Below are 20,055 nucleotides of genomic sequence, written 5' to 3' on the forward strand. Positions count from 1 at the left end.
CCTTACCGCGCCGGGCTCAGTCGTTGGTGTCGGCGTCAGTGTCGGTGTCAGGCGCGCCACCCTTGCTGGCTGCGGCGGTGCCCCGGGCGAGTGGATGGTGTTCCAGCACCAGTTCGCTCAGCCGGGCGTCAAGGACATGGGTGTAGATTTCGGTTGTGGCGATATCGGCATGTCCCAAAAGCGCCTGAATGGCGCGCAGGTCTGCACCATTGGCCAACAGATGCGTGGCAAAGGCGTGGCGCAAGGTGTGTGGGGACACTGCCTCGGGGGAGATGCCAGCGGTGACCGCGAACTCTTTTATCAGCAGATAGAACCGGTGCCGCGTCAGGTGGCCGGATTTCCCGCGCGAGGGAAACAGGTATCGCGATGGCGGCGCGCCCTTGGCGACAGCGGCCTCCTCTGCCCTGTCGCGATGTGCCAGCCAAGCGGCAAGCGCATCGCGGGCGGGCGGCGACAGGGGCACCATCCGTTCCTTGCCGCCCTTGCCAAGCACCAGAAGCATCCGCGGATCTCCTCGGGCTGCGGTCACAGGCAGGCCCACCAGTTCGCTCACCCGCATGCCGGTGGCGTAGAGCAGTTCCATCAGGCAGGTGTTTCGGATCCGGTCAGGCAGGTTGCGACCAGACTGGCGCGCGGCGTCCAAGAGTTTGTCGACCTCGATCACCTCCAGCGTCTTGGGCAGTGATTTCTGTCGCCCGGGCCCCTTGATCTGGATCGCCGGGTTGTCGTTGCGCCAGCCTTCGTCAAAGGCGAAGCGGTAGATCTGCTTGATGGCCGAGAGCCTGCGGGCACGGGTGGCACGCGACAGGCCTTCGGCGTCACAGGCGATCAGATAGGATTCGATCTGATCCCGGCTGGCGGTTTCAAAGCCGATTTGTCGCGCGGCGAGCCAAGCTGCCACATCCTTGAGATCGCGACCATAGGCCAGCAGCGTGTTATGTGCGGCGCCAAGATCGGCAGCCTGCGCATCAAGAAAGGTGGAAATCCACTGAAGATCATCACGTGGGGCGGGCATCTGGGGTGCGGTATCCTTTGGCCGGGCGGGTGGCTGAGATCAGAGCACATGTATCGAAATGATGATACCAGGATGTGGCAGTCAGTGCCGCTCCAGCAGCATCAGTTGCAGGGCGGCGCGGCGGGCCGTGTCCTCTAGCCCGACTGCGCGGAACATCGCCAGCGCATCTGTCAGATCGCCAAGATTGCCATCTGCGCCCCGTCCAAACAGGATCATTGCGCGCAAGATCGCCTCTCCCAGTTGGCCGTCTGTCAACAGCGCCTGCAGCTCTGCCGGGGGTTCGCTGCCGTCTGCAAATGCCGCTGCAATGGCCTGATCGCGACCTGTGCGGGCGCGCGCCATATCGGGGACGCCCTGCGCGATCGACGCCCAGAACGCGGCCTGATCCGATCCGCTTGGCGCCTCATGCGAGGCGGTTTCATAGGTCGGGGCCAGCAATCGGATGCGCCAGGCCAGCTCTGCGGCGTCTCCCTCTAGCGGGATCCGGGCGAGCTGGTCTGCGAAGAGATCGGCAAATGCGGTTTCGATCCGCGCGGTCTGCATGGCGCGCCAGGCGGTTGGCAGGGTTTTGGCCACCGCTTCGCTGCTGCCCGTCTGCAGGGCGGTTTCAAAGCGTTGCAGGGCTGCGACCCGATCCCAGACGCCACCAGAGGCGGCAGGGCTGCGTTCACTATATAGGCCAAGCAGGTGATTGGGATTGAGCGCACCAATCCGGGTCAGCCGTTCTGCGGCTTCGAGCTGGGCCTTCCAGCCTGCGATGTCACGCAGGTCGGCGGCGGCAAAGGCGCGGGGCAGGGTGGCGGTCGGGCGACGTTCTCCGATGGTTTCAAACAGGCGGAACGTCAGCGGATCGGAGTGTTTGGGCGCTGGCAGCGGGGCTGCGTCTTCGTAGAAGTCGGGATTGAGGAAGCGATCGAGAAGGTCGAGCTGTGCCTTGGACAACAGCTCCAGAGCCTGCGCCGCCTCCCACAAGAGTACGGCTGTCTGCCAATCGCCAAGCCGGGCCGCGCAGAAGATGCGCGCGGCATAATCCGGGGCGAGATGGGGCTGGCGCTGCAGCGTGGAGCAGGCAATCTGTTCGTCTCCGGTCAAAAGCGTGGCGTTCAGCCAGCGGCGAAAACGGGCCTTGGTTTTGGTCGGGCCTGCCTGCTCGGCCAGCGCCTGGGCCGGATCGGGGGCCCCCAGATCCATCAGACGGTCAAGACGGGCCAGCAGCAGTGTTTCGGCGCCCTCTGCGGGGGCGCGGGTTTCCGACAGCAACAGCGTGAACATGAGCGACTGCATCGCGGGAGAGCGTTCGACGGGGATTGCGTGCAGGAGACGGGCCAGAACCTGCGCGTCGCTGCCGCGCCACAGGTCGACAGGCAACCCCGTGCTGGCAGGTGACACAAGGCCAATCGGGGGCGTGAGACTGGTCAGGGGGGTGACCGTCACCTCTGGCAGGCTGGCTGATCCGGTGACTGGCGGTTCCAGCAGGACGGTTCCGGGCAGGCCGGGGTCTGGCGCTGGCGTGGCGAGCCAGTCAATGGCCGACAACGGATTGCTGCTGCGCGCGTTGGGTTTGGCTGGGCTGGATTGATCCGGGCTGGCCTGCGGCGAGCCGGGCTGTGGCTGGCCCGTCTTTTGGTCGCGGTTTTCGGCGGGGGCAACCGTTGCGGTTTCCGCCCGTGCCAGCGTCGGGGCGGCCATCAATGCAGCGGCCAGCACACACAGGCTCACCCCTGTGCAAAACTGCGCACGAAACCCGCCGGATCGCGGGGCCAGATGGGGCGCAGGGCCACCATCTGGGGGGCAGGAGAGAGAAGAGGCGGGCAGGGCAGCACGCGCCTGCGTTGGGACAGGTTGTCCCGGTTCAATCGGCATTCAACACCACCGGTTTGCGCACTTCCTCGGTCGGGGCATCAAAATCGGCGCCGAACCAGGGGCCGACATAGGCATAAACCACCAGACCAATCGCTGCGAGGATAACAATGTAAAGTAGGTATTTGATCAATCGCCCCATGGGTGTCCCGCTCACTTGCTTCTTTGGCTTTTGTGCAAGTTATATATGGCCTTTTGCGGAATATCACGTCATTCACTAAGTTATGAGCGAAAAAGAGCAAACACCAAGCCGCCCGACGGAGAATCCGGGTCAGTGGCGGCTGAAAAAGACCATTGTCATGGTGGGGATGATGGGCGCTGGCAAGACGGCCGTGGGTCGTGGGCTGGCGGCTCGGCTGGATGTGCCCTTCCTCGACAGCGATCACGAAATCGAAGTGGCCGCAAACCGCACGATCCCGGAAATCTTTGCACGCGACGGCGAGCCATTCTTTCGCCAGAAGGAACGGCAAGTGATCAGCCGCCTGCTGGAGGAGGAACGTGGGGTTCTCTCTACCGGGGGAGGCGCGTTTCTGGCGGAGGAAAATCGCCGGACAATTTCCGAAAAAGGTGTGTCGGTCTGGCTGAAGGCAGATCTTGACGTGCTGTGGAACCGGGTCAAGCACCGCGACACCCGCCCCCTGCTGCGCACCGCCGATCCGCATGCCACGCTGTCTGCGATCTACGCCGAGCGGGTCCCGTTTTATGCGCAGGCAGATCTGGCGGTTGTGTCTGACGGCAAGGCATCGATTGAAGAAATGGTGAGCCGGGTGATCGAAGCGCTCAAGGCGCGCCCGGACGTGTTGGAGTGGACGTAATGGAACAGGTGGTACATGTGCCACTGGGCGATCGCGCCTATGACGTGGTGATCGGACCTGATCTCTTGGCTGGAATTGGCGCGCGGCTAATGCCGATGCTGCGCCGTCGGCGGGTGGCTGTGTTGACGGACGAAACCGTGGCCAGCCACCATCTGGATGCCCTGCGCGCGGGGCTTGCGGCAGCTGAGATCGAGATGGAGGCGCTCGCCCTGCCACCGGGAGAAGCGACCAAGGGCTGGCCGCAGTTCACCCGCGCGGTGGAATGGCTGCTGGAGCAGAAGGTCGAGCGCAATGACATCGTCATCGCCTTTGGTGGCGGCGTGATCGGTGATCTGGCCGGTTTTGCCGCGGCGGTCCTGCGTCGCGGTGTCAGGTTTGTGCAGATCCCGACCTCTCTGCTGGCGCAGGTCGACAGTTCGGTGGGCGGCAAGACTGGGATCAACGCGCCCCAGGGCAAAAACCTGATTGGCGCGTTTCATCAGCCGTCTCTGGTGCTTGCTGACACCGCGCTTCTTGGGACGCTGACAGCGCGTGATTTCCTCGCTGGTTATGGCGAAGTGGTGAAATACGGCCTTTTGGGGGATGCGGCGTTTTTCGATTGGCTGGAAACAAACGGCCCTGCGCTTGCGGCTGGGGATATGGATGCCCGTGTCGAGGCGGTCAGACGCTCTGTTCAGATGAAGGCGGATATCGTCGTGCGCGATGAAACAGAGCAGGGGGACCGCGCCCTTTTGAACCTTGGCCATACGTTCTGCCACGCGTTGGAGGCGGCGACGGGTTATGGCGATCGGCTGTTGCACGGCGAAGGTGTTGCGATTGGTTGTGCGCTGGCGTTTGAACTGTCGTCGCGCATGGGGCTGTGCAGTCAGGAAGACCCCAGCCGGGTGCGGGCGCATCTGAAAGAGATGGGCATGAAGACAGATCTTGCCGACATTCCGGGCGATTTGCCGGATGCGGCGGCGCTGCTGGAGTTGATGGGGCAGGATAAAAAGGTCGTGGACGGCCAGCTGCGCTTTATCCTTGCGCGGGGAATTGGTCAGGCATTTGTGACCTCTGACGTGCCAAGGGAGGCCGTTCTGGAGGTCTTGCAGGACGCATTGGCCGACAAGACCGCGGCCTGACCATAAAGACCAGATCAAAGGTCAAAACAGCCCCCGCCGTGTCGGGGGCTGTTTTATGTTTGTGGCAGTTTGTTCAGGCGACGCGGACGTCGTCGTCATAGGAAGCGGCCGGTTCTGCCATTCCCCAGTCGTCCAATGGCTCTGCCCCGTGGGGCTGGGGCGTCTCGGCGGGCTCCAGTTTGAACTCTCCGATCATGTGATTGAGATCACTGGATTGTTGGAACAGATGGCTGGCAGAGGCGGAAGTTTCCTCTGTCATGGCGACATTGTTCTGGGTCATCCGCTCCATGTCGCTTACTGCGTGGTTGACTTCGCTCAGCTGGCTGGACTGGGATTCCAGGCCCTGAGCGATGGAGACCACCAGATGAGAGATCTCTCTGACCTGGCTGCTGACATCGGCCATTGCCTGTCCCGCCGAAGTGACCAGCCGCGAGCCGGTCTTGACCTGGTTGGAACTGCGGGCGGTGATTTCGTCGATCTGGGAAACCGCATCCGAACACCGCTGTGCGAGACGCTGGACCTCTGAGGCGACGACCGCAAAACCACGGCCGGCTTCGCCTGCGCGCGCGGCCTCAACCCCGGCATTGAGCGCAAGGAGGTTGGTCTGAAAGGCGATGTCCTCGATCACCTTGGTGATCTGAGAGATCTCATTGGAAGAGGTGCGGATTTCTTCCATCGCGCCCACCGTCTGTTGGACGATGTTCTCGCAATCCTGCACCTTGTTCTGGGTGGTTTCGCTCAGCCCTTCGGCCTGTTTGGCGCTTTGAGCGGATTGGCCGACACTTTCGGTGATGCTGTCCATCGCTTCGGAAGAGCGTTCAAGCGCTGCCGCCTGCGATTCCGTGCGGCGGGACAGGTCGTCCATGTTGGCGGCGATGGTTTGGCTGTTTTCGCCAACCGAAAGGGCCGCCTCGCGCACGGTGCTCATTGCGTCCTGCAGGGTTTCTGCCAGCGCGTTGAAGTCGACCTGCAGGCTTTGGAAGTCTTCCGGGAAATCCTTGTCCAGCCGATAGGTCAACGCCTTGTTGCTGACCTGGTTCAAGGCAACGGCAATTTCGTTGGAGACGAACTGCTGTTCCTGCGAGGCGCGTGCCAGGGCCTCGTCTGTTTCGCGTTTCTTGATCGCGTGACCGCGCAGGATCTCTGCCTGACGGGCGATGCTGCCGATCTCGTCCCCGCGTTTCTTGCCGCTGACCTCATGGTCGAGATCGCCCGCGCCAATTTCCTCAAGTGCGGTGGTCACTGTCTTGAGACTGCCGGTGATGTCCCGTGCCACCAGATAGGCGCTGATCAACATCAGGGCCAGAACGGCTGAGAGCCCGGCAAGCGTCTGATAGAACGCCTGTTGATTGCGGGCGTCAAACGCGTGGAAGTCCTCCATCAGCTGCGCGGAAATCTGTTGCTCGATCGCCTGAACCTCGTCAATGGCGGCAGAGGCCAGTTTGTCCCAGCTTTGCGTATTCAGGTTCTCCGGCGGGGTGCCTGCCTTGATTGCCTTTCTGGCGGTGTCAAAAGCCTTGTAGCCCTTGGTTTCCAGACGGGCATCGAACAGGGCCACGCTTTTGGCATCAGACAGCTCGTGAAACACCCGTAGCCGTTCCTTGGACTGCAGATAGGCGATTGTCATCTGGGCAGAGTGGTCTGCGCTCCAGCCCAGGCTATAGCCGACAACCCCGATGGAGCGTTGAAGTTTGTAGGCGTCCTTGGCCATCTGAAGATAGGTGAGGGCCATCGCGCGTTCGGCCAGCTCTGTGTCATGCACCAGCACCTCAAACGCCAGGGCGGTTTCAAGCAGGTGCAGGTTCAAAAGGGTGTAGAACTCCTTGGCGTCGCTTGCGGTCAGGCGGCGCGCGTCCACATCGGTGCGAATGGCGGTCAGCTGCTCCAGTTCGTGGTGGGCTTTTTTGACAAACACGCGGGTGTTTTCATGAAGCTGCGACAGATCCGCGGCTTCGATCAGCGCCAGCATCTGTGCACGGCGTTCTTCAACGATCGCGCGGTTCTCTTTCAGCGTTGCTGGAACTTGGGTGGTGTCTGAGGCCAGGAAATACGCCGTCGTGCCGCGTTCCTCCTGCAATTGGCGCACAAGATCAGATGTCACCAACATGATCTCTTGCGTCTGGGTGGTGTCGAAACTCGCCCGTTTGTTGAGATTGTATAGAACAACCCCGGAAATCCCCATAATGATGAGGAGAGGAATGCCGATCAGAAAGAGGATTTTTGATCTGATCGAGAATGCATGTAGTACCCGAGAAACCATACTGGAACGCTCCGCCTAACTTTAGGTCACTGAACGGGCCTAGCGGCTGAAGTCCTAACGAACTGTTTAACGAACAGGGGTTTAGGAATTTGTTAGGTACCGGAAAACGAACGAAAAATCCGGTTGAAATGGAAAGTGTCCATAAAAATAGGGGGCACAGCGACCTGTGCGGCCCAAGGCTTTGCATAGGTATTCGATCAAATTGTACTGAAAAAAAGCCGGCTCCCTCGGGAACCGGCTTTTCCTTGAAGATGCAGCCGTGAAATCGGTTGCAATCTGACGTTGTTGGCGGGTGACTTAGAACGGGATTTCGTCGTCGTCGATGTTGTGCGAGGCGCCACCCTGATTGCCGCCGCCAAAGCCACCGCCCTGGTTGCCGCTGTCGTAGCCGCCACCGCCATAGCCGCCGCCCTGACCACCGCCATAGCCGCCACCCTGGCCGCCGCCGTAGCCACCGCCACCGCCCTGTCCGCCATCATTGCGGCCATCCAGCATGGTCAGCGTGCCGCCAAGGCCCTGCAGAACAACCTCGGTGGAATAGCGGTCCTGCCCATTCTGGTCCTGCCATTTGCGGGTCTGCAGCTGGCCTTCGATATACACCTTGGAGCCCTTGCGCAGATATTGCTCTGCGACGCGGACGAGACCTTCGGAGAAGATCGCGACCGAGTGCCACTCGGTCTTTTCGCGGCGTTCGCCCGTGTTGCGGTCTTTCCAGGTTTCGGAGGTCGCGATCCGCAGGTTGCAGACCTTGCCGCCGTTCTGGAAGCTGCGCACTTCGGGGTCGCGGCCAAGGTTGCCGATCAGGATGACTTTGTTGACTGAGCCTGCCATGGGATCTGTCCTTTTTGTTCTGTGTGCGGAGAGCGATGCCGCTGTCAGGCAGGGGCTGCCCGACCTTGCTGCATCATGTCCCCGAGGGCGTAAATCGGAGGCACCACGAATCTGGACGCGGCGCGTTGGGGGCCACAGTATCGTTCCGCGGGGAGGCTGAAAACCAGCTAGATGGGGATATATCGGGCCGGGCTGGCCATTTTGCGATGCGGCTGGGCCAAGGGCACGCCTGCCTTTCCATCGATGGTTGCAGGCGGTTCTGTGCAGATCGGCGCGAAGGTGCTTTTCTTTTTAGTCAATCCGGATATAGTTTCGCGCAATCAGGGACAGGGTAAGGCATTTTTCATGCGGAAGCTGTTGGTGGGGGTTGTGTTGGTTGGCGTTGCGTCGGCCCAGGTTGCGACCGCGGATATGTTTAGCACCAAAAGCCAGCGTCAATTGTTCGCCTCGCATGCGCGGGTCTTGGACAGTCGTGCGGCGGGTCAATACAAGAACTCTGTGCGCCTGCAGCCGCCCACGATCCACACGCCATCCAAATACGGCAGTCTGCCCTATACCGGCAAATACCGGGGCCAGTACCTGCAGACTGCGCGTGCCGCCGCCAAGAAACACGGCGTGCCGGAGGATCTGTTTCTGCGGCTGGTCCAGCAGGAAAGCAACTGGAACGCGACCGCCAAGTCGCACAAGGGGGCTCTTGGTCTTGCGCAGCTGATGCCGGGGACGGCGCGGGCGCTTGGGGTGGATCCCCATGATCCCAAGCAGAACCTTGAAGGCGGGGCGCGCTATCTGGCGCAGCAATACCGCAAATTCGGGTCCTGGCGGCTGGCGCTTGCGGCCTATAACGCAGGCCCTGAGGCCGTGCGCAAACATGGTGGCGTGCCACCGTACCGCGAGACCCAGAATTACGTGAAGAAGATCTGGGGCAGCTGATCGGGCAGCTCGCCCTTGCGCCCTGATCTGATGGCCTAGCCCATTGAGTGTGAGCAGTTTTTTGCGCATCCCAGCCAGGTGCTGCGCGGGGGAGCGCTGTCAATCCCTTCGCTGGGATTAATCTTCTGATAATTTTCCTTAATGCCGTGTTAACTCCGCCAAGCCGCCAGAAAGTTGCCTTAATCATTTGTCAACTATTGGCGAAACCAGGAGGAAACCCAGTGTCTTACAAGCGCTTTGACGAACGTCTCACTCAGATGCAATGGCAGCCGCAGGCTGGTCCGTCGCCGCAGATCGTGGACAGCGTCATTGCCGAACGTCACCCGATAACCATTCGCGGGGTGGAGTTCACGCTGGCCGGTGCAATCCTGGGCATTTTGATTGGTGTGGGGCTGAAAGGCATCTACACCCCCGGCGCGCCTTGGGGGCCGGAGAGCGGTTTGACCGGTCTTCTGGTGGGGGGCGCTGCCATCGGGGGGGCGGCTTTGTCGCTGGTGGCGGCTGTGGTTGCGATGCTGCGGCACCGGGAGATGCCACGGCTGATGCAGTTTGCCTCGATGAACCTGCTGATGATCGTGATGCTGCTGCTGAGCTGATCGGGACCATGACATCTGGCTGGGCTTAGACCCGGCCATGAAAAACGGCGCGACAGAGGAGAGCTGTCGCGCCGTTTGTTTTGGTTGCCGGACGATATGGTCGGGCGATTGGCTTACTCTGCCGCGATCTTGATCACGGGTTCCATTTCGTCCAGATCTGCCGCGCTTAGGTGGCATTTCACCTGATGTCCGTCCGCCAGTTGACGCATTGGCGGCACGTCACGTTCACACAGGCCATCGCCCACTTTGGATTTCCAGCGACAGCGTGTCTGGAATGGGCAGCCCGGCGGCGGGTTCATTGCGGATGGAATATCGCCCTCCAGCACGATGTGGCGTTTCTCTACCTTGGTGTCGGCAATCGGCACGGCGCTCAGCAGGGCTTCGGTATAGGGGTGATAGGGCGGGGCAAAGACCTGATCGGTGGTGCCCAGTTCGACCACATGGCCAAGATACATCACCATCACCCGATCGGACAGGTAGCGCACGATCGACAGATCATGAGAGATGAACAGCAGCGTCGTCTTCTGTTCGCGCTGGATCTCCATCAGCAGATCGGTGACGGCCGCCTGAACAGAGACATCCAGCGCCGAAACAGGTTCGTCCGCGACCACGATGCGCGCATCTCCTGCAAAGGCCCGCGCTATGCCGACCCGTTGTTTCTGCCCACCCGAGAGCTGGCGTGGCATCCGGTCGGCAAAGGCGCGTGGCAGCTTGACCAGATCCAATAGCTCCAGCATCCGCTGTTTGCGATCTGCCTCGGAGGATCCGATGCCAAAGATCTCCAGCGCGCGCTGGATCTGGCGCCCCACGGTCATGGAAGGGTTCAGCGTGTCAAAGGGGTTCTGGAACACCATCTGCACGTCTGAAATGGTCTTGGCATCGCGCGCCTCGATCGGGGTGGATTCGATATTCTGCCCATCCAGCTGGATTTGACCGCTGGTGGCTGTCTCCAATCCCATCAGCACCTTGGCAAAGGTGGATTTGCCACAGCCGCTCTCGCCGACGATGGCGAGCGTTTCGCTCTCGCGGGCTTCGAAACTGAGGGTCTCATTGGCCTTCACCACCTTGCGCGCGCCATTGTCAAACAGCGCATTGGCCGAGACCTCATAGTATTTGCGCAGATCGTCGATTTTGAGCACCACGTCGCCAACGTCGGCGCGGGCCTTTTGATCACCGACACTCAGCGGTGCGGCCCAATCGATTTCGTCATGGCGCAGACAGCGGGTGTGATGGCGGTCGTTTCCGGGGATTGCCGCCATCTGGATGTCGCCTGCATCACAGCGCCCCGGTTCGAAATAATCGCACCGCGGGCCAAAGTTGCAGCCGGGTGGGCGTTCGTGGGGCAGGGGGAAATTGCCGGGGATCGCCACCAGTGGGCGGGCATTCTTGTCCGCGCCCGGCAGCGGGATCGAACGGAACAGCGCCTGTGTGTAAGGGTGGCGCATCTCGTCAAAGACGTCGTGGATAGAGCCGCGCTCTACCGCCTCGCCGGAGTACATCACACAGAGCCGGTCACAGGTTTCCAGCACCAGGCCAAGGTTGTGTGAGATGAACAGCATCGAGGTGCCGTATTTCTTGCCCAGATCCTTGACCAGTTCCACCACAGCGGCCTCTACCGTCACATCAAGCGCGGTGGTGGGTTCATCCAGGATCAACAGCGATGGCTTGGACATGAGCGCCATCGCGATCACGATGCGCTGTTGCTGGCCACCTGACAGCTGATGGGGAAAGGAGTTCAGCATCCTTTCCGGGTCGGGCAGGCGCACATCCGTGACCACCTCGAGCGCGCGTCTGTAGGCTTCGGCCTTACTGACCCCCTCGTGGATCATCGGCACTTCCATCAGCTGCTTGCCGATCTTCATCGCCGGATTGAGCGAGGCCATCGGTTCCTGATAGATCATGGCGATTTCATTGCCGCGCACATCGCGCAGTTCTTCGGCCGTCATCTCTGCAAGATCACGGCCCTTGAACTTGATTGAGCCGCCCACGATGCGGCCGTTCTTGCCCAAATCCTGCATGACCCCAAGCGCGACGGTGGATTTGCCGCAGCCGGACTCTCCCACCAGTCCGACCGCTTCACCGGGTTGCACGGCGACCGAAAAATCCATCACCGCAGGAATTTCGCGCAGGCGGGTGAAAAACGAGATCGACAGCTTGTCGATTTCCAGGATCGGACCGTCATAATCTGCCAGTTTGTTCATTGTCTTTTCTCCTTGTTGGAGCGGGAAATCCGTCTTTCCTCTGCTCCAAATATCCCGGGGGCTGCCAACTGTCGCGCCGCTGGTTCAAACCCTGATGGCGGCGGGGCTGGCCCCCGGTCCTGTCGGTTCGGATCAATCACGCAGGCTTTCTTCGCGCAGTCCGTCGGCCAAGAGGTTGAGGCCCAGAACCAGGCTCAGCAGGGCCAGTGCCGGTGGCAGCGGCGGATGCAGGTAGATCGCCAACAGTTTGCGCCCGTCATTGATCGTGCTGCCCCAATCCGGGCTTTCCGGTGGCAGGCCGAGACCAAAGAACCCCAAGGTGCCAAGGAGGATGGTCGTGTAGCCGATCCGCAGGCAGAAATCGACGATCAGCGGTCCGCGCGCATTTGGCAGGATTTCCCACAGCATGATGTACCAGGGCCGTTCTCCACGGGTCTGGGCCGCGGCCACATAGTCGCGGGTCTTGATGTCCAGCGTCAGGCCCCGGACAATGCGAAACACGGTGGGGGAGTTCACGAAGACCACCGACACGAACACGACCAGAATGCCGCCCGGCACGTCAAAGAAATCGAGCGGCCAGAAGGAAATCTTGGATCCCGCCTCGTTGATCAGCGACATGTAGCCCAGAAAACCGGGGATCAGCACCAGGGCCAGCCACAGCATGTTGGCTTGTGGGCGGGTGCGGTAGCGCGAATGCAGCAGGACTCCGGCAAAAACCAGCGGAAAGGCAAAAAGCACAACCGCGATATACTGCGGCAACCCGGTCGCTACGATCTCTGGCGTGACCAAGAGATAGAACAGCAGGATCACCGGAAAGGCGAGCACGAGATTGGCAAGGAACGACAGAAAGGTATCCAGCCGCCCACCATAGTAGCCCGCAGGCAGCCCGAGGGTGATGCCGACCATAAAGGCAAACAGGGTCGCAAGCGGTGCGATCTGCACCACCACCCATGCCCCATCAATCAGGCGGCTGAACACGTCGCGGGCCAGATTGTCTCCGCCCAGCAGATACCACGCCGCCACGCCTGCGTCTTTACTAGCACCTGGGATCGGAGTGCCGGGCAGCTTGTTCTTCATGCCCGAGACCTGAGCAACAGAGTCATGGGGGGCAATCAGGTCCAGCGCGCCAAGAATGCCGGTAAAGACCCAGAACATCACCAGCCCGAAACCGATCATGCCGATGGGGCTGTCAAACAGTTTGCCGTAAAGGCCCAGCCTGCGTTTGAAGCTGATCGAGACGAAGAACAGCAGGGCAAGGGCAATCCACACCGGCAACATCAGCTGCGACATCGCGCCAATGATGCCGCCTGCGGTTCCAAACAGGATGCCAAAGACGATGTGGATCAGCACGATGGCCACCGCCGCCAGAAGGGACAGGCGCACGCCCAGTGCGGCCAGCCCTTCGGGCGTGGCGGTCTGGCCAGGGGCACCATAGGGGCCCTGCGCGCTGGCCCGCATGCCGCCTGCAACGCTGAGGACCATCCAGGCGATGATGCTGACACCAAGGGCGGCGAGGCTGAGAAAAAGGATCGGGGTGAGGAAGGACAGGCTTCCGGTCCAGCTAAGGGGTTCCATGGGGCGTCCTCTCTCAGGAAATCCGGATGCGGGGGTTCAGGTAGACATAGCCGATGTCGGAAATCAGCTGCGTGAGCAGCACGATGACAACGGAGATGACGGATATCCCCAGCAGGAGTTCGATATCGTTGTTGCCTGCCGCTTCGACCAGCGACCAGCCAAAGCCCTTGTAGTTGAACAGTGTCTCGACAATGACGACGCCGCTCAGGAGCCAGGGGAATTGCAACATGATGACGGTAAAGGGTGCAATCAGGGCGTTGCGCAGGGCATGACGCATGACGATGTTGGGAAATGACACCCCCTTGAGCCGCGCGGTGCGGATGTATTGGGCGGTCATGACCTCTGTCATGGAGGCGCGGGTCATTCGCGCGATATAGCCGATCCCGTACAGGGCGATGGTGATGACCGGCAGAAAGAAGTTTTCGATCGTCGGCTCTGTCATTGCGGAGTTCGCGGTCCCCTTGAACCACTTCAGCCCGACGGTGGAAGAGGTGAACACAGCAATGAAAATCACGCCAGAGACATATTCAGGCGTGGCCGTTGTCAGGATCGACGCGGTAGACAGCGACCGGTCCGTCACAGAGCCTTCGCGCATCCCGGCAAGGACGCCGATCACCAGCGCCGTGGGGATCATGACAATCAGAACCCACATCATCAGATAGCCGGTATTGCCAAGGCGGACCTCGATGATGTTCCAGACACTGTCCTTGAAGCGGGTGGAATAGCCCCAGTCCCCCTGCAGCACCCCACAAAAGCGCGGGGCGTTGTCCGCCTCTTCCTGTGAGACCGCACCGGTGATGCATCGGCCGGTTATCCCGTCCTCGGTTGCCCCCCGCCATCCCGGCAGAACCCCCAGCCATTGGCCGTATTTGACCGGCATTGGCTGCAGATACCCGTTCTTGTCGAGCCAGCTGGCGACGGCTTCATCCGACATGCGGAAGTTGCCTTCGGTTTTCGCCAGTTTTTCGAGGTTCGGGTAAAGATTGGTGAGGAAGAACACGATGAACGTGAGGCACAGGGCCGTCAGGATCATCACGCCCGTTCGGCGTAGAATGAAGAGTGCCATGGAATGTCCTGTTGGTCTGTCACGCAGATCGGGGCCGCGCGCGATGAGTTGCGCCGCGCATCATCGGCCAGCTGCGTTTGGGCTGGCAGCCTGCCCCGATGGGGCAGGCCGGTGGCTGGTTCAACCCGGACAGATCAGGCGGCCCAACCCCATTTGTAGTGGTGGTGCTCAAACGAGATGTGCATGTCGGCACCGCTGACGCCTTCGCGCATGTGGCGATAAAGCGAGCGCCAGTAGGGCTGGATAGTCACGCCTTCGTCCTGGATGATGGCTTCCATCTTGGCCATCACTTCGCGCCGCTTGTCGGCGTCTGCGATGGACAGCGCTTCGGCGAGCAGGGCGTCAAACTCTGCGTTGGACCAGCCGAACTCATTCCACGCCTCACCCGAGCGATAGGCCAGCGCATGGATCTGTACGCCCAGCGGGCGGTGGTTCCAGTTGGTGGAGCTGAAGGGATATTTCACCCAGTCATTCCAGAAGGTGGAGCCAGGCAGAACGGTGCGTTTGACCTTGAAACCCGCGTCGCGCAGCTGTGCCGCCACCGCGTCGGTGGTGTTTTTGCGCCAATCATCGTCAATCGAGATGATCTCATGCTCAAAGTCGAGCATGCCCGCCTCTTCCATCAGGGCCTTTGCCGCTGCGGGATCCACCTTGCGTGCTGGCAGTTCGGCGTATTCCGGATGGATCGGACCGACGTGGTGGTTTTCGGCTGGCTGGCCGCGACCGCCATAGCCCAGTTCCAGGCACACGTTGTTGTCGACGGCCATCGCCAGCGCCTGACGAACACGTTTGTCGGCATAGGGTTTCTTGCCGTCCACCTCTGCGAGCTGATTGGGGCGCACGACAATGGTGGACATTGTGACAACTTCGGATTTTACGTAGCCGAGGCCGTCCATCACGTCGATGAACTCTCCAACGGATTCATACAGCAGATCAACCTCGTCGGATTCCAGCGCCGCGAGCCAGGACGCGGAGTCGGTGCCGAAATCGACATATTCGATCCGATCTAGCGCTGGCCGACCAAAGACCGCTTCGCCCCACCAGGTGTGGTCAGTATTGCGATCGAGTGCGGCCTTGACGCCAACCTCCAGCTCGCTCAGCACATAGGGGCCCGTGCCGACATTCTGGGTGAAATCGTCGGTCTGAAAACTGCTGTGGACGATCGCCGCCGGATAATCGGCCATGCCGGGGATCAGCGAGATGTCGGATGTTGGCAGTGTCAGCCGGACGGTATGGCTGTCGACCACCTCGATTGCGCCATCAATTGCCTTGCCGGTATTGCCGTCTACAAGCGTGCCAAAGCGGCCGGCCATGGAGTTGCCTTCCACGTCCTTTTCACACCAGCCCGCGATGTTGCGCGCAACGTCCTCGGCGGTGAAGTCATCCCCGTTGTTCCACTTCACGCCCTTGCGGACATTCAACGTGTAGACGGTGGCATCATCGTTGATCTCCCAACTGTCGAGCAACATGCCACGGATGGAGCCGTCGTTGTTGTACTCTACCAGATATTCCATTGTGCCGCGGGTCAGGTTGCCCATCTGGGACCAGTCGTAGGTGCGCGGATCCTTGAGAGGACGGACCTCCATCTGGCAGCGCATGGTGCCGCCTTCCTTCATGTGGCCGGCGGCCTGAACCGGACTGTCCAGACCGATCAGCCCATAGGCGGCAGAGGCGGAAACACCGAGCGCAGTGGCGCGGGTCAGAAATTCGCGTCTGTCCATCTTCCCCGCAAGTGCTTCAGAGGCATACATCTTTGCGGCCGGGTGGATCGCGGTCCCGGTGATGGTGTCGTTTGTCATGTAACTCTCCCTGTCGTGCCACGTATCTTTCCTCTGGGACGGCTAGGTGCCTGGTCATCTGCCTGGCGCCTGACGTGGTGCTGTTGTCAACAATTGTTGCCCCGTGACGACATTCGGCCCCAGATGCGGTGTCACGTCAATGCGCGAAATCGACGTTTTCACATATTTTTCCGACATTTCAGGGGTCGATTTTTGATTTTTGCGACCTACGGCGTGTCGTTTTTGTCTGGAACTAGGCATAGGTGCCCAGTTCGATGCGGCTGATTTGAGTGGAGATTCTCGCGCATTTTAGGGCAGTCTGTTTGACTGGTCGCGCGGCTCATGCGTTGCGGCCTGCCAGAGCAGCTCTGTGGTCCGGTCGGAGTGATTTGCGGGCGCGCTCAAGCCGCCTTTTTCAGACGCTCACGGGCCTGTTTGCGCAATCGGCTTGGGGTTTCGCCAGTATGCTGGGTGATGAACCGCGTGAAATAGGCCGCACTGCCAAAGCCAAGGGTGGCCGCAATGTCGCGCATCGGGAGGTCGGTTGAAACCAGCAAGCTTCGCGCAGCATGCAACTGACGCTCTGTCAGCAGGGCTCCCGCTGTTTTCCCGGTTTCAGCCTTGCAGACCCGCGTCAGATGGGTCGGCGTGACATTCAGCTCGGTGGCGTGGTCGGCCATGCTGGCATGCTGTGCATAGCACTGAACGATCCGGGCGCAGTAACCTTGCGCCAGCCGCTGGGCTGCGGTCAGTTTCGGCTGAGCCGTGTCCTGCGCAGACAGCAGCCGACGGATATGGATCGCCAGTAGCGCGCCATGTGCCTGCATGGCCCGGTACCAAAGCGCAGGGCGGGTCTGCTGCTCATTCTGCATGGCCTGGATCGCCGCGTTTATCACGGCCTGATCCTGAGCGTCCGGAATGCGCAGCGCGACGGCCTGTTCGGGAAAGTCCATCGGGGTGGATGCCGGGATGATCATCGCCTGACCGATACATTGGCGACCCATTTCCATGGACCATAGTGTGCCCGCAGGAACAAAGATCGCACTATTGGGCCCGAACCCGCGTTGCTGGCCGTTCAGAAAAACCCGACCCTGTCCGCGTGTGATCCAGATGAGTAGGTGATCGTTCAGATCGTGGGCCAGTTCCAACTGCCAGGCGCCGTCAGCGCAAAGCTGGGCGAGGGGGCTGACTTTGATCTCTCCAATATTGGTCGGGTCAAAAGGCATAAGTTCACTGATTATATGTGTGGCATTCAAATTTCTGACCGCACAAGGACACGAAAAAATGATTCTTGCAAGTTTATGAGGCCACTTGTGCTGCACAATCTTGGATTTAGTCAAGAAAGTAATATTTCTCGCACTTAGGGTTCGATATGCGCGCAAAAATTTATTCGAAAAGATCGATACAGCCCATTGGTGTGGGGGCTTGGCGTATAACTATCTGAAAATGCTGAGTTACGCCGGTCGGTGGTGGATCCAGTCCTTCATGCGACCGCGAAACCATGTGCGTTGGCGTTTGGCGAACTGTCGGGTGGCAACAGAGGCCTGTTCGCGGGCGTCGTCTTCGCTGATCTCTCCACGATGGAACGCCATCAACTCGGGCACGCCGATGGCTTTGCACGATGGCAGAGCGGGATCGTAGCGGTCTGCCATCGCCGCGATCTCCGCCATCGCACCGGCCGCCATCATCAGGTCAAAGCGGCGACGGATACGGTCTTCCAGCCAGCTTTTGTCGGTGTCAAAGACGATTGCGGTGCAATCCGCTAAGGACAGATTCGGCGGCGGGGTGTCCGCTTGCCAGTCTGCCAGGCCGCGTCCAGTGGCCGTCAAAACCTCCCAGGCTCGTTGAACACGGGCGCGGTTCAAAAGGTCGATCTTGGCGGCTGTCGGCGCGTCCAGGGCGGCGCGCAATTCTTCCAGGGAAAGGGCATCGCCTGCTGCGCGAACCTCTGGCGGGGTTGCGGGAATATCGGCGAGCCCTTGTGTGAGCGCCGAGAAATAGAGCCCGGTGCCGCCAACAATGATCGGGCGGGGGCCAGATTTGAGAATGGGAAGAACCTCCCGCAGCCAGTGACCGGCGGAGTATTCGGCATCATATGGCAGGTGCCCGTAGAGGCGATGCGGCGCCAGGGCCTCTTCCTCCGCCGAGGGGCGGGCCGTAATGATGCGCCAGCAGTCATAGACCTGGCTGGCATCGGCATTGATGATTACACCGCCTTGGGTTGTTGCAATCTCCAGCGCAAGAGCCGATTTTCCCGATGCAGTGGGGCCGGCAATCAGGACGGGCTTGTCCGGGTCAATCTGGGGCAGCGTCGCTGACAAGCGCATGGGTTGTGTCCTGTTCCTTGGATGTTCCGGCCCGTTGACGGTTCTTGCGGCAAAGGCACGAAAAACATCCCGGCAGCGCATTGATCCCGCCGCCGATTTGCTTCATTTTGCGGCCAAATTAACCCCGTCATATTCCGGAGCGCAACATGCCCCATAACATCGATCAGCCGGAGGCCACGCCGGCGGCAACCTATAAACGTGTGATGCTGAAAATCTCGGGCGAGGCGCTCATGGGGGATCAGGGGTTTGGCCTGCATCCACCGACCGTTCAGCGCATCGCGCAAGAGGTCAAATCGGTCCGCGACATGGGGGTCGAGATCTGCATGGTCATCGGCGGTGGCAACATTTTCCGCGGGCTGTCCGGCTCGGCGCAGGGGATGGAGCGTACAACGGCAGACTATATGGGCATGCTCGCAACGGTGATGAACGCGCTTGCGATGCAATCTGCGCTGGAAGGTCTTGGTGTCTTCACACGTGTCATTTCGGCAATTCGCATGGATGAGGTGGCAGAGCCCTACATCCGCCGCCGCGCGGTGCGCCACCTCGAAAAGAAGCGGGTCTGCATTTTTGCAGCGGGAACCGGCAACCCCTATTTCACGACGGATACAGCTGCGACGCTGCGCGCCAATGAAATGGCCTGCGAAGCGATCTTCATGGGCAAGAACGGCGTCGACGGGGTTTATGACAAAGACCCCAAAGAGCATGATGACGCAGTTCGCTATGACGAGATCAGCTATGACGAAGTGCTGGCCAAGCGCCTGAAGGTCATGGATGCCTCTGCCATCGCGCTGGCGCGTGACAACAATCTGCCGCTCATCGTGTTCCCGCTGGATGAGCCGGGCGGGTTCCGTGGCATTCTGGCCGGGCAGGGCACCTACACGAAGGTGCAGGGCTGACGCCGCCAAAGCGCCGCTTTTGCGAAGTTGATCAAACCGCGTTGCAGCCCCGGCCGTAACGCGGTTTTTTCCTGTCTGCCTTGGCGGGGAGATGGGCCCAAAGTGGCCCAATTCGGGCAAACCCAGGGGTGAAAACCGCCGCATGATCGCTATACAACGCCTTGGCAATGGCTTATGAGCATAGCAAACACCGCCTCAAGTCAGGGGAGAGAGCAGAATGTCTGACGATTTTATTCTTGATACCGATGATCTTCAGCGCCGCATGGATGGCGCAATGGGCAACCTGAAAACCGAATTCGCTTCGTTGCGGACCGGTCGTGCGTCTGCCTCCATGCTGGAGCCGGTCATGGTGGATGCCTATGGCTCCATGACGCCGATCAACCAAGTTGGCACCGTCAACGTGCCCGAACCACGCATGGTTACCGTGAACGTCTGGGACAAGGCCCTGGTTGGCAAGGTTGAAAAGGCCATCCGCGAATCCGGTCTGGGCATCAATCCGCAGCTCAACGGCACCATCATCATGCTGCCGATCCCTGAGCTGAACGAAGAGCGTCGCCGCGAACTGGGCAAGGTTGCAGGTCAATACGCCGAAAGCGCGCGTGTTGCGATCCGCAACGTGCGCCGTGATGGTATGGACCAGATCAAGAAGGCAAAAGCCGACGGCATGTCCGAAGACGATCAGAAACTGTGGGAAGGCGAAGTTCAGGAGCTGACCGACAAGATGATCAAAGCGGTTGATGCGGCTCTGGAAGTGAAACAAGCCGAAATCATGCAGGTCTGATCC

At 60.5% G+C, this 20,055-nt stretch carries 17 protein-coding genes; 6 read left to right on the forward strand and 11 right to left on the reverse strand.

Translation table 11 applies throughout. From position 1 onward, the window contains the following. Window positions 1–16 precede the first annotated feature (16 nt). From KUV39_RS02445 to KUV39_RS02455, 3 genes are all read right to left on the reverse strand, one after another. Entirely contained in the window at window positions 17–1,015 is a 999-nt protein-coding gene (locus KUV39_RS02445) for a site-specific tyrosine recombinase XerD (RefSeq protein WP_222458832.1), read from the reverse strand. An 81-nt stretch (window positions 1,016–1,096) separates the two neighbouring features. Continuing rightward, window positions 1,097–2,878, reverse strand: a complete 1,782-nt coding sequence (locus tag KUV39_RS02450) for a hypothetical protein (RefSeq protein ID WP_222458833.1) — start codon at window positions 2,876–2,878, stop codon at window positions 1,097–1,099. Continuing rightward, on the reverse strand, window positions 2,868–3,017 hold the full coding sequence (locus KUV39_RS02455; RefSeq protein WP_008558764.1) for a hypothetical protein: 150 nt from the start codon (window positions 3,015–3,017) through the stop codon (window positions 2,868–2,870). Before KUV39_RS02455 ends, KUV39_RS02450 begins: the two co-directional genes overlap by 11 nt. 82 nt (window positions 3,018–3,099) lie before the next feature. Here KUV39_RS02455 and KUV39_RS02460 point away from each other — a divergent pair, with 82 nt between their 5' ends. Both KUV39_RS02460 and aroB read left to right on the forward strand, forming a co-directional pair. Next, window positions 3,100–3,690, forward strand: coding sequence for a shikimate kinase (locus tag KUV39_RS02460; RefSeq protein ID WP_008562314.1), 591 nt, complete (start codon window positions 3,100–3,102; stop codon window positions 3,688–3,690). After that, a complete protein-coding gene (gene aroB, locus KUV39_RS02465) occupies window positions 3,690–4,811 on the forward strand; it encodes a 3-dehydroquinate synthase (RefSeq protein ID WP_222458834.1) in 1,122 nt (373 codons plus the stop codon). Before KUV39_RS02460 ends, aroB begins: the two co-directional genes overlap by 1 nt. 73 nt (window positions 4,812–4,884) lie before the next feature. On the opposite strand, the gene KUV39_RS02470 is transcribed toward aroB, so the two are convergent. Further along, window positions 4,885–7,071 carry a methyl-accepting chemotaxis protein gene (locus KUV39_RS02470; protein WP_222458835.1) on the reverse strand — a complete coding sequence of 729 codons (2,187 nt, stop codon included), beginning with the start codon at window positions 7,069–7,071 and terminating at the stop codon, window positions 4,885–4,887. 297 nt (window positions 7,072–7,368) lie between these two features. Continuing rightward, entirely contained in the window at window positions 7,369–7,902 is a 534-nt protein-coding gene (gene ssb, locus KUV39_RS02475; protein ID WP_008561849.1) for a single-stranded DNA-binding protein, read from the reverse strand. 345 nt (window positions 7,903–8,247) lie between these two features. Here ssb and KUV39_RS02480 point away from each other — a divergent pair, with 345 nt between their 5' ends. Then, window positions 8,248–8,832: a lytic transglycosylase domain-containing protein gene (locus KUV39_RS02480; protein ID WP_046210484.1), complete on the forward strand. Its 585-nt coding sequence runs from the start codon at window positions 8,248–8,250 to the stop codon at window positions 8,830–8,832. A gap of 221 nt (window positions 8,833–9,053) precedes the next feature. Then, window positions 9,054–9,428, forward strand: coding sequence for a hypothetical protein (locus KUV39_RS02485; RefSeq protein ID WP_046210187.1), 375 nt, complete (start codon window positions 9,054–9,056; stop codon window positions 9,426–9,428). A 113-nt stretch (window positions 9,429–9,541) separates the two neighbouring features. Here the strand turns inward: KUV39_RS02485 and KUV39_RS02490 are convergent, their stop codons facing one another. The 6 genes from KUV39_RS02490 to miaA all read right to left on the reverse strand — a co-directional run bounded on the left by KUV39_RS02490 (window position 9,542) and on the right by miaA (window position 18,375). Further along, window positions 9,542–11,629, reverse strand: coding sequence for a dipeptide ABC transporter ATP-binding protein (locus tag KUV39_RS02490; RefSeq protein WP_046210188.1), 2,088 nt, complete (start codon window positions 11,627–11,629; stop codon window positions 9,542–9,544). A 132-nt stretch (window positions 11,630–11,761) separates the two neighbouring features. Further along, window positions 11,762–13,204: an ABC transporter permease gene (locus tag KUV39_RS02495; RefSeq protein WP_222458836.1), complete on the reverse strand. Its 1,443-nt coding sequence runs from the start codon at window positions 13,202–13,204 to the stop codon at window positions 11,762–11,764. A 13-nt stretch (window positions 13,205–13,217) separates the two neighbouring features. Then, complete coding sequence (locus tag KUV39_RS02500; RefSeq protein ID WP_050673407.1) at window positions 13,218–14,270, reverse strand: ABC transporter permease; 1,053 nt, start codon at window positions 14,268–14,270, stop codon at window positions 13,218–13,220. 134 nt (window positions 14,271–14,404) lie between these two features. Continuing rightward, window positions 14,405–16,069: an ABC transporter substrate-binding protein gene (locus KUV39_RS02505; protein WP_222458837.1), complete on the reverse strand. Its 1,665-nt coding sequence runs from the start codon at window positions 16,067–16,069 to the stop codon at window positions 14,405–14,407. A gap of 380 nt (window positions 16,070–16,449) precedes the next feature. Continuing rightward, on the reverse strand, window positions 16,450–17,274 hold the full coding sequence (locus KUV39_RS02510) for a helix-turn-helix domain-containing protein (RefSeq protein ID WP_008563124.1): 825 nt from the start codon (window positions 17,272–17,274) through the stop codon (window positions 16,450–16,452). A 228-nt stretch (window positions 17,275–17,502) separates the two neighbouring features. After that, the gene (gene miaA, locus KUV39_RS02515; RefSeq protein ID WP_222458838.1) at window positions 17,503–18,375 is read right to left on the reverse strand and encodes a tRNA (adenosine(37)-N6)-dimethylallyltransferase MiaA; all 873 of its coding nucleotides are present in this window, start codon (window positions 18,373–18,375) and stop codon (window positions 17,503–17,505) included. Between the two features lie 146 nt (window positions 18,376–18,521). Here miaA and pyrH point away from each other — a divergent pair, with 146 nt between their 5' ends. Then, a complete protein-coding gene (pyrH, locus tag KUV39_RS02520; protein WP_008561591.1) occupies window positions 18,522–19,271 on the forward strand; it encodes a UMP kinase in 750 nt (249 codons plus the stop codon). 217 nt (window positions 19,272–19,488) lie between these two features. Beyond that, a complete protein-coding gene (gene frr / locus KUV39_RS02525) occupies window positions 19,489–20,052 on the forward strand; it encodes a ribosome recycling factor (RefSeq protein WP_008562913.1) in 564 nt (187 codons plus the stop codon). Window positions 20,053–20,055: the final 3 nt, after the last annotated feature.

Source organism: Phaeobacter italicus, assembly GCF_019801785.1.
Lineage (GTDB): Bacteria > Pseudomonadota > Alphaproteobacteria > Rhodobacterales > Rhodobacteraceae > Phaeobacter > Phaeobacter italicus.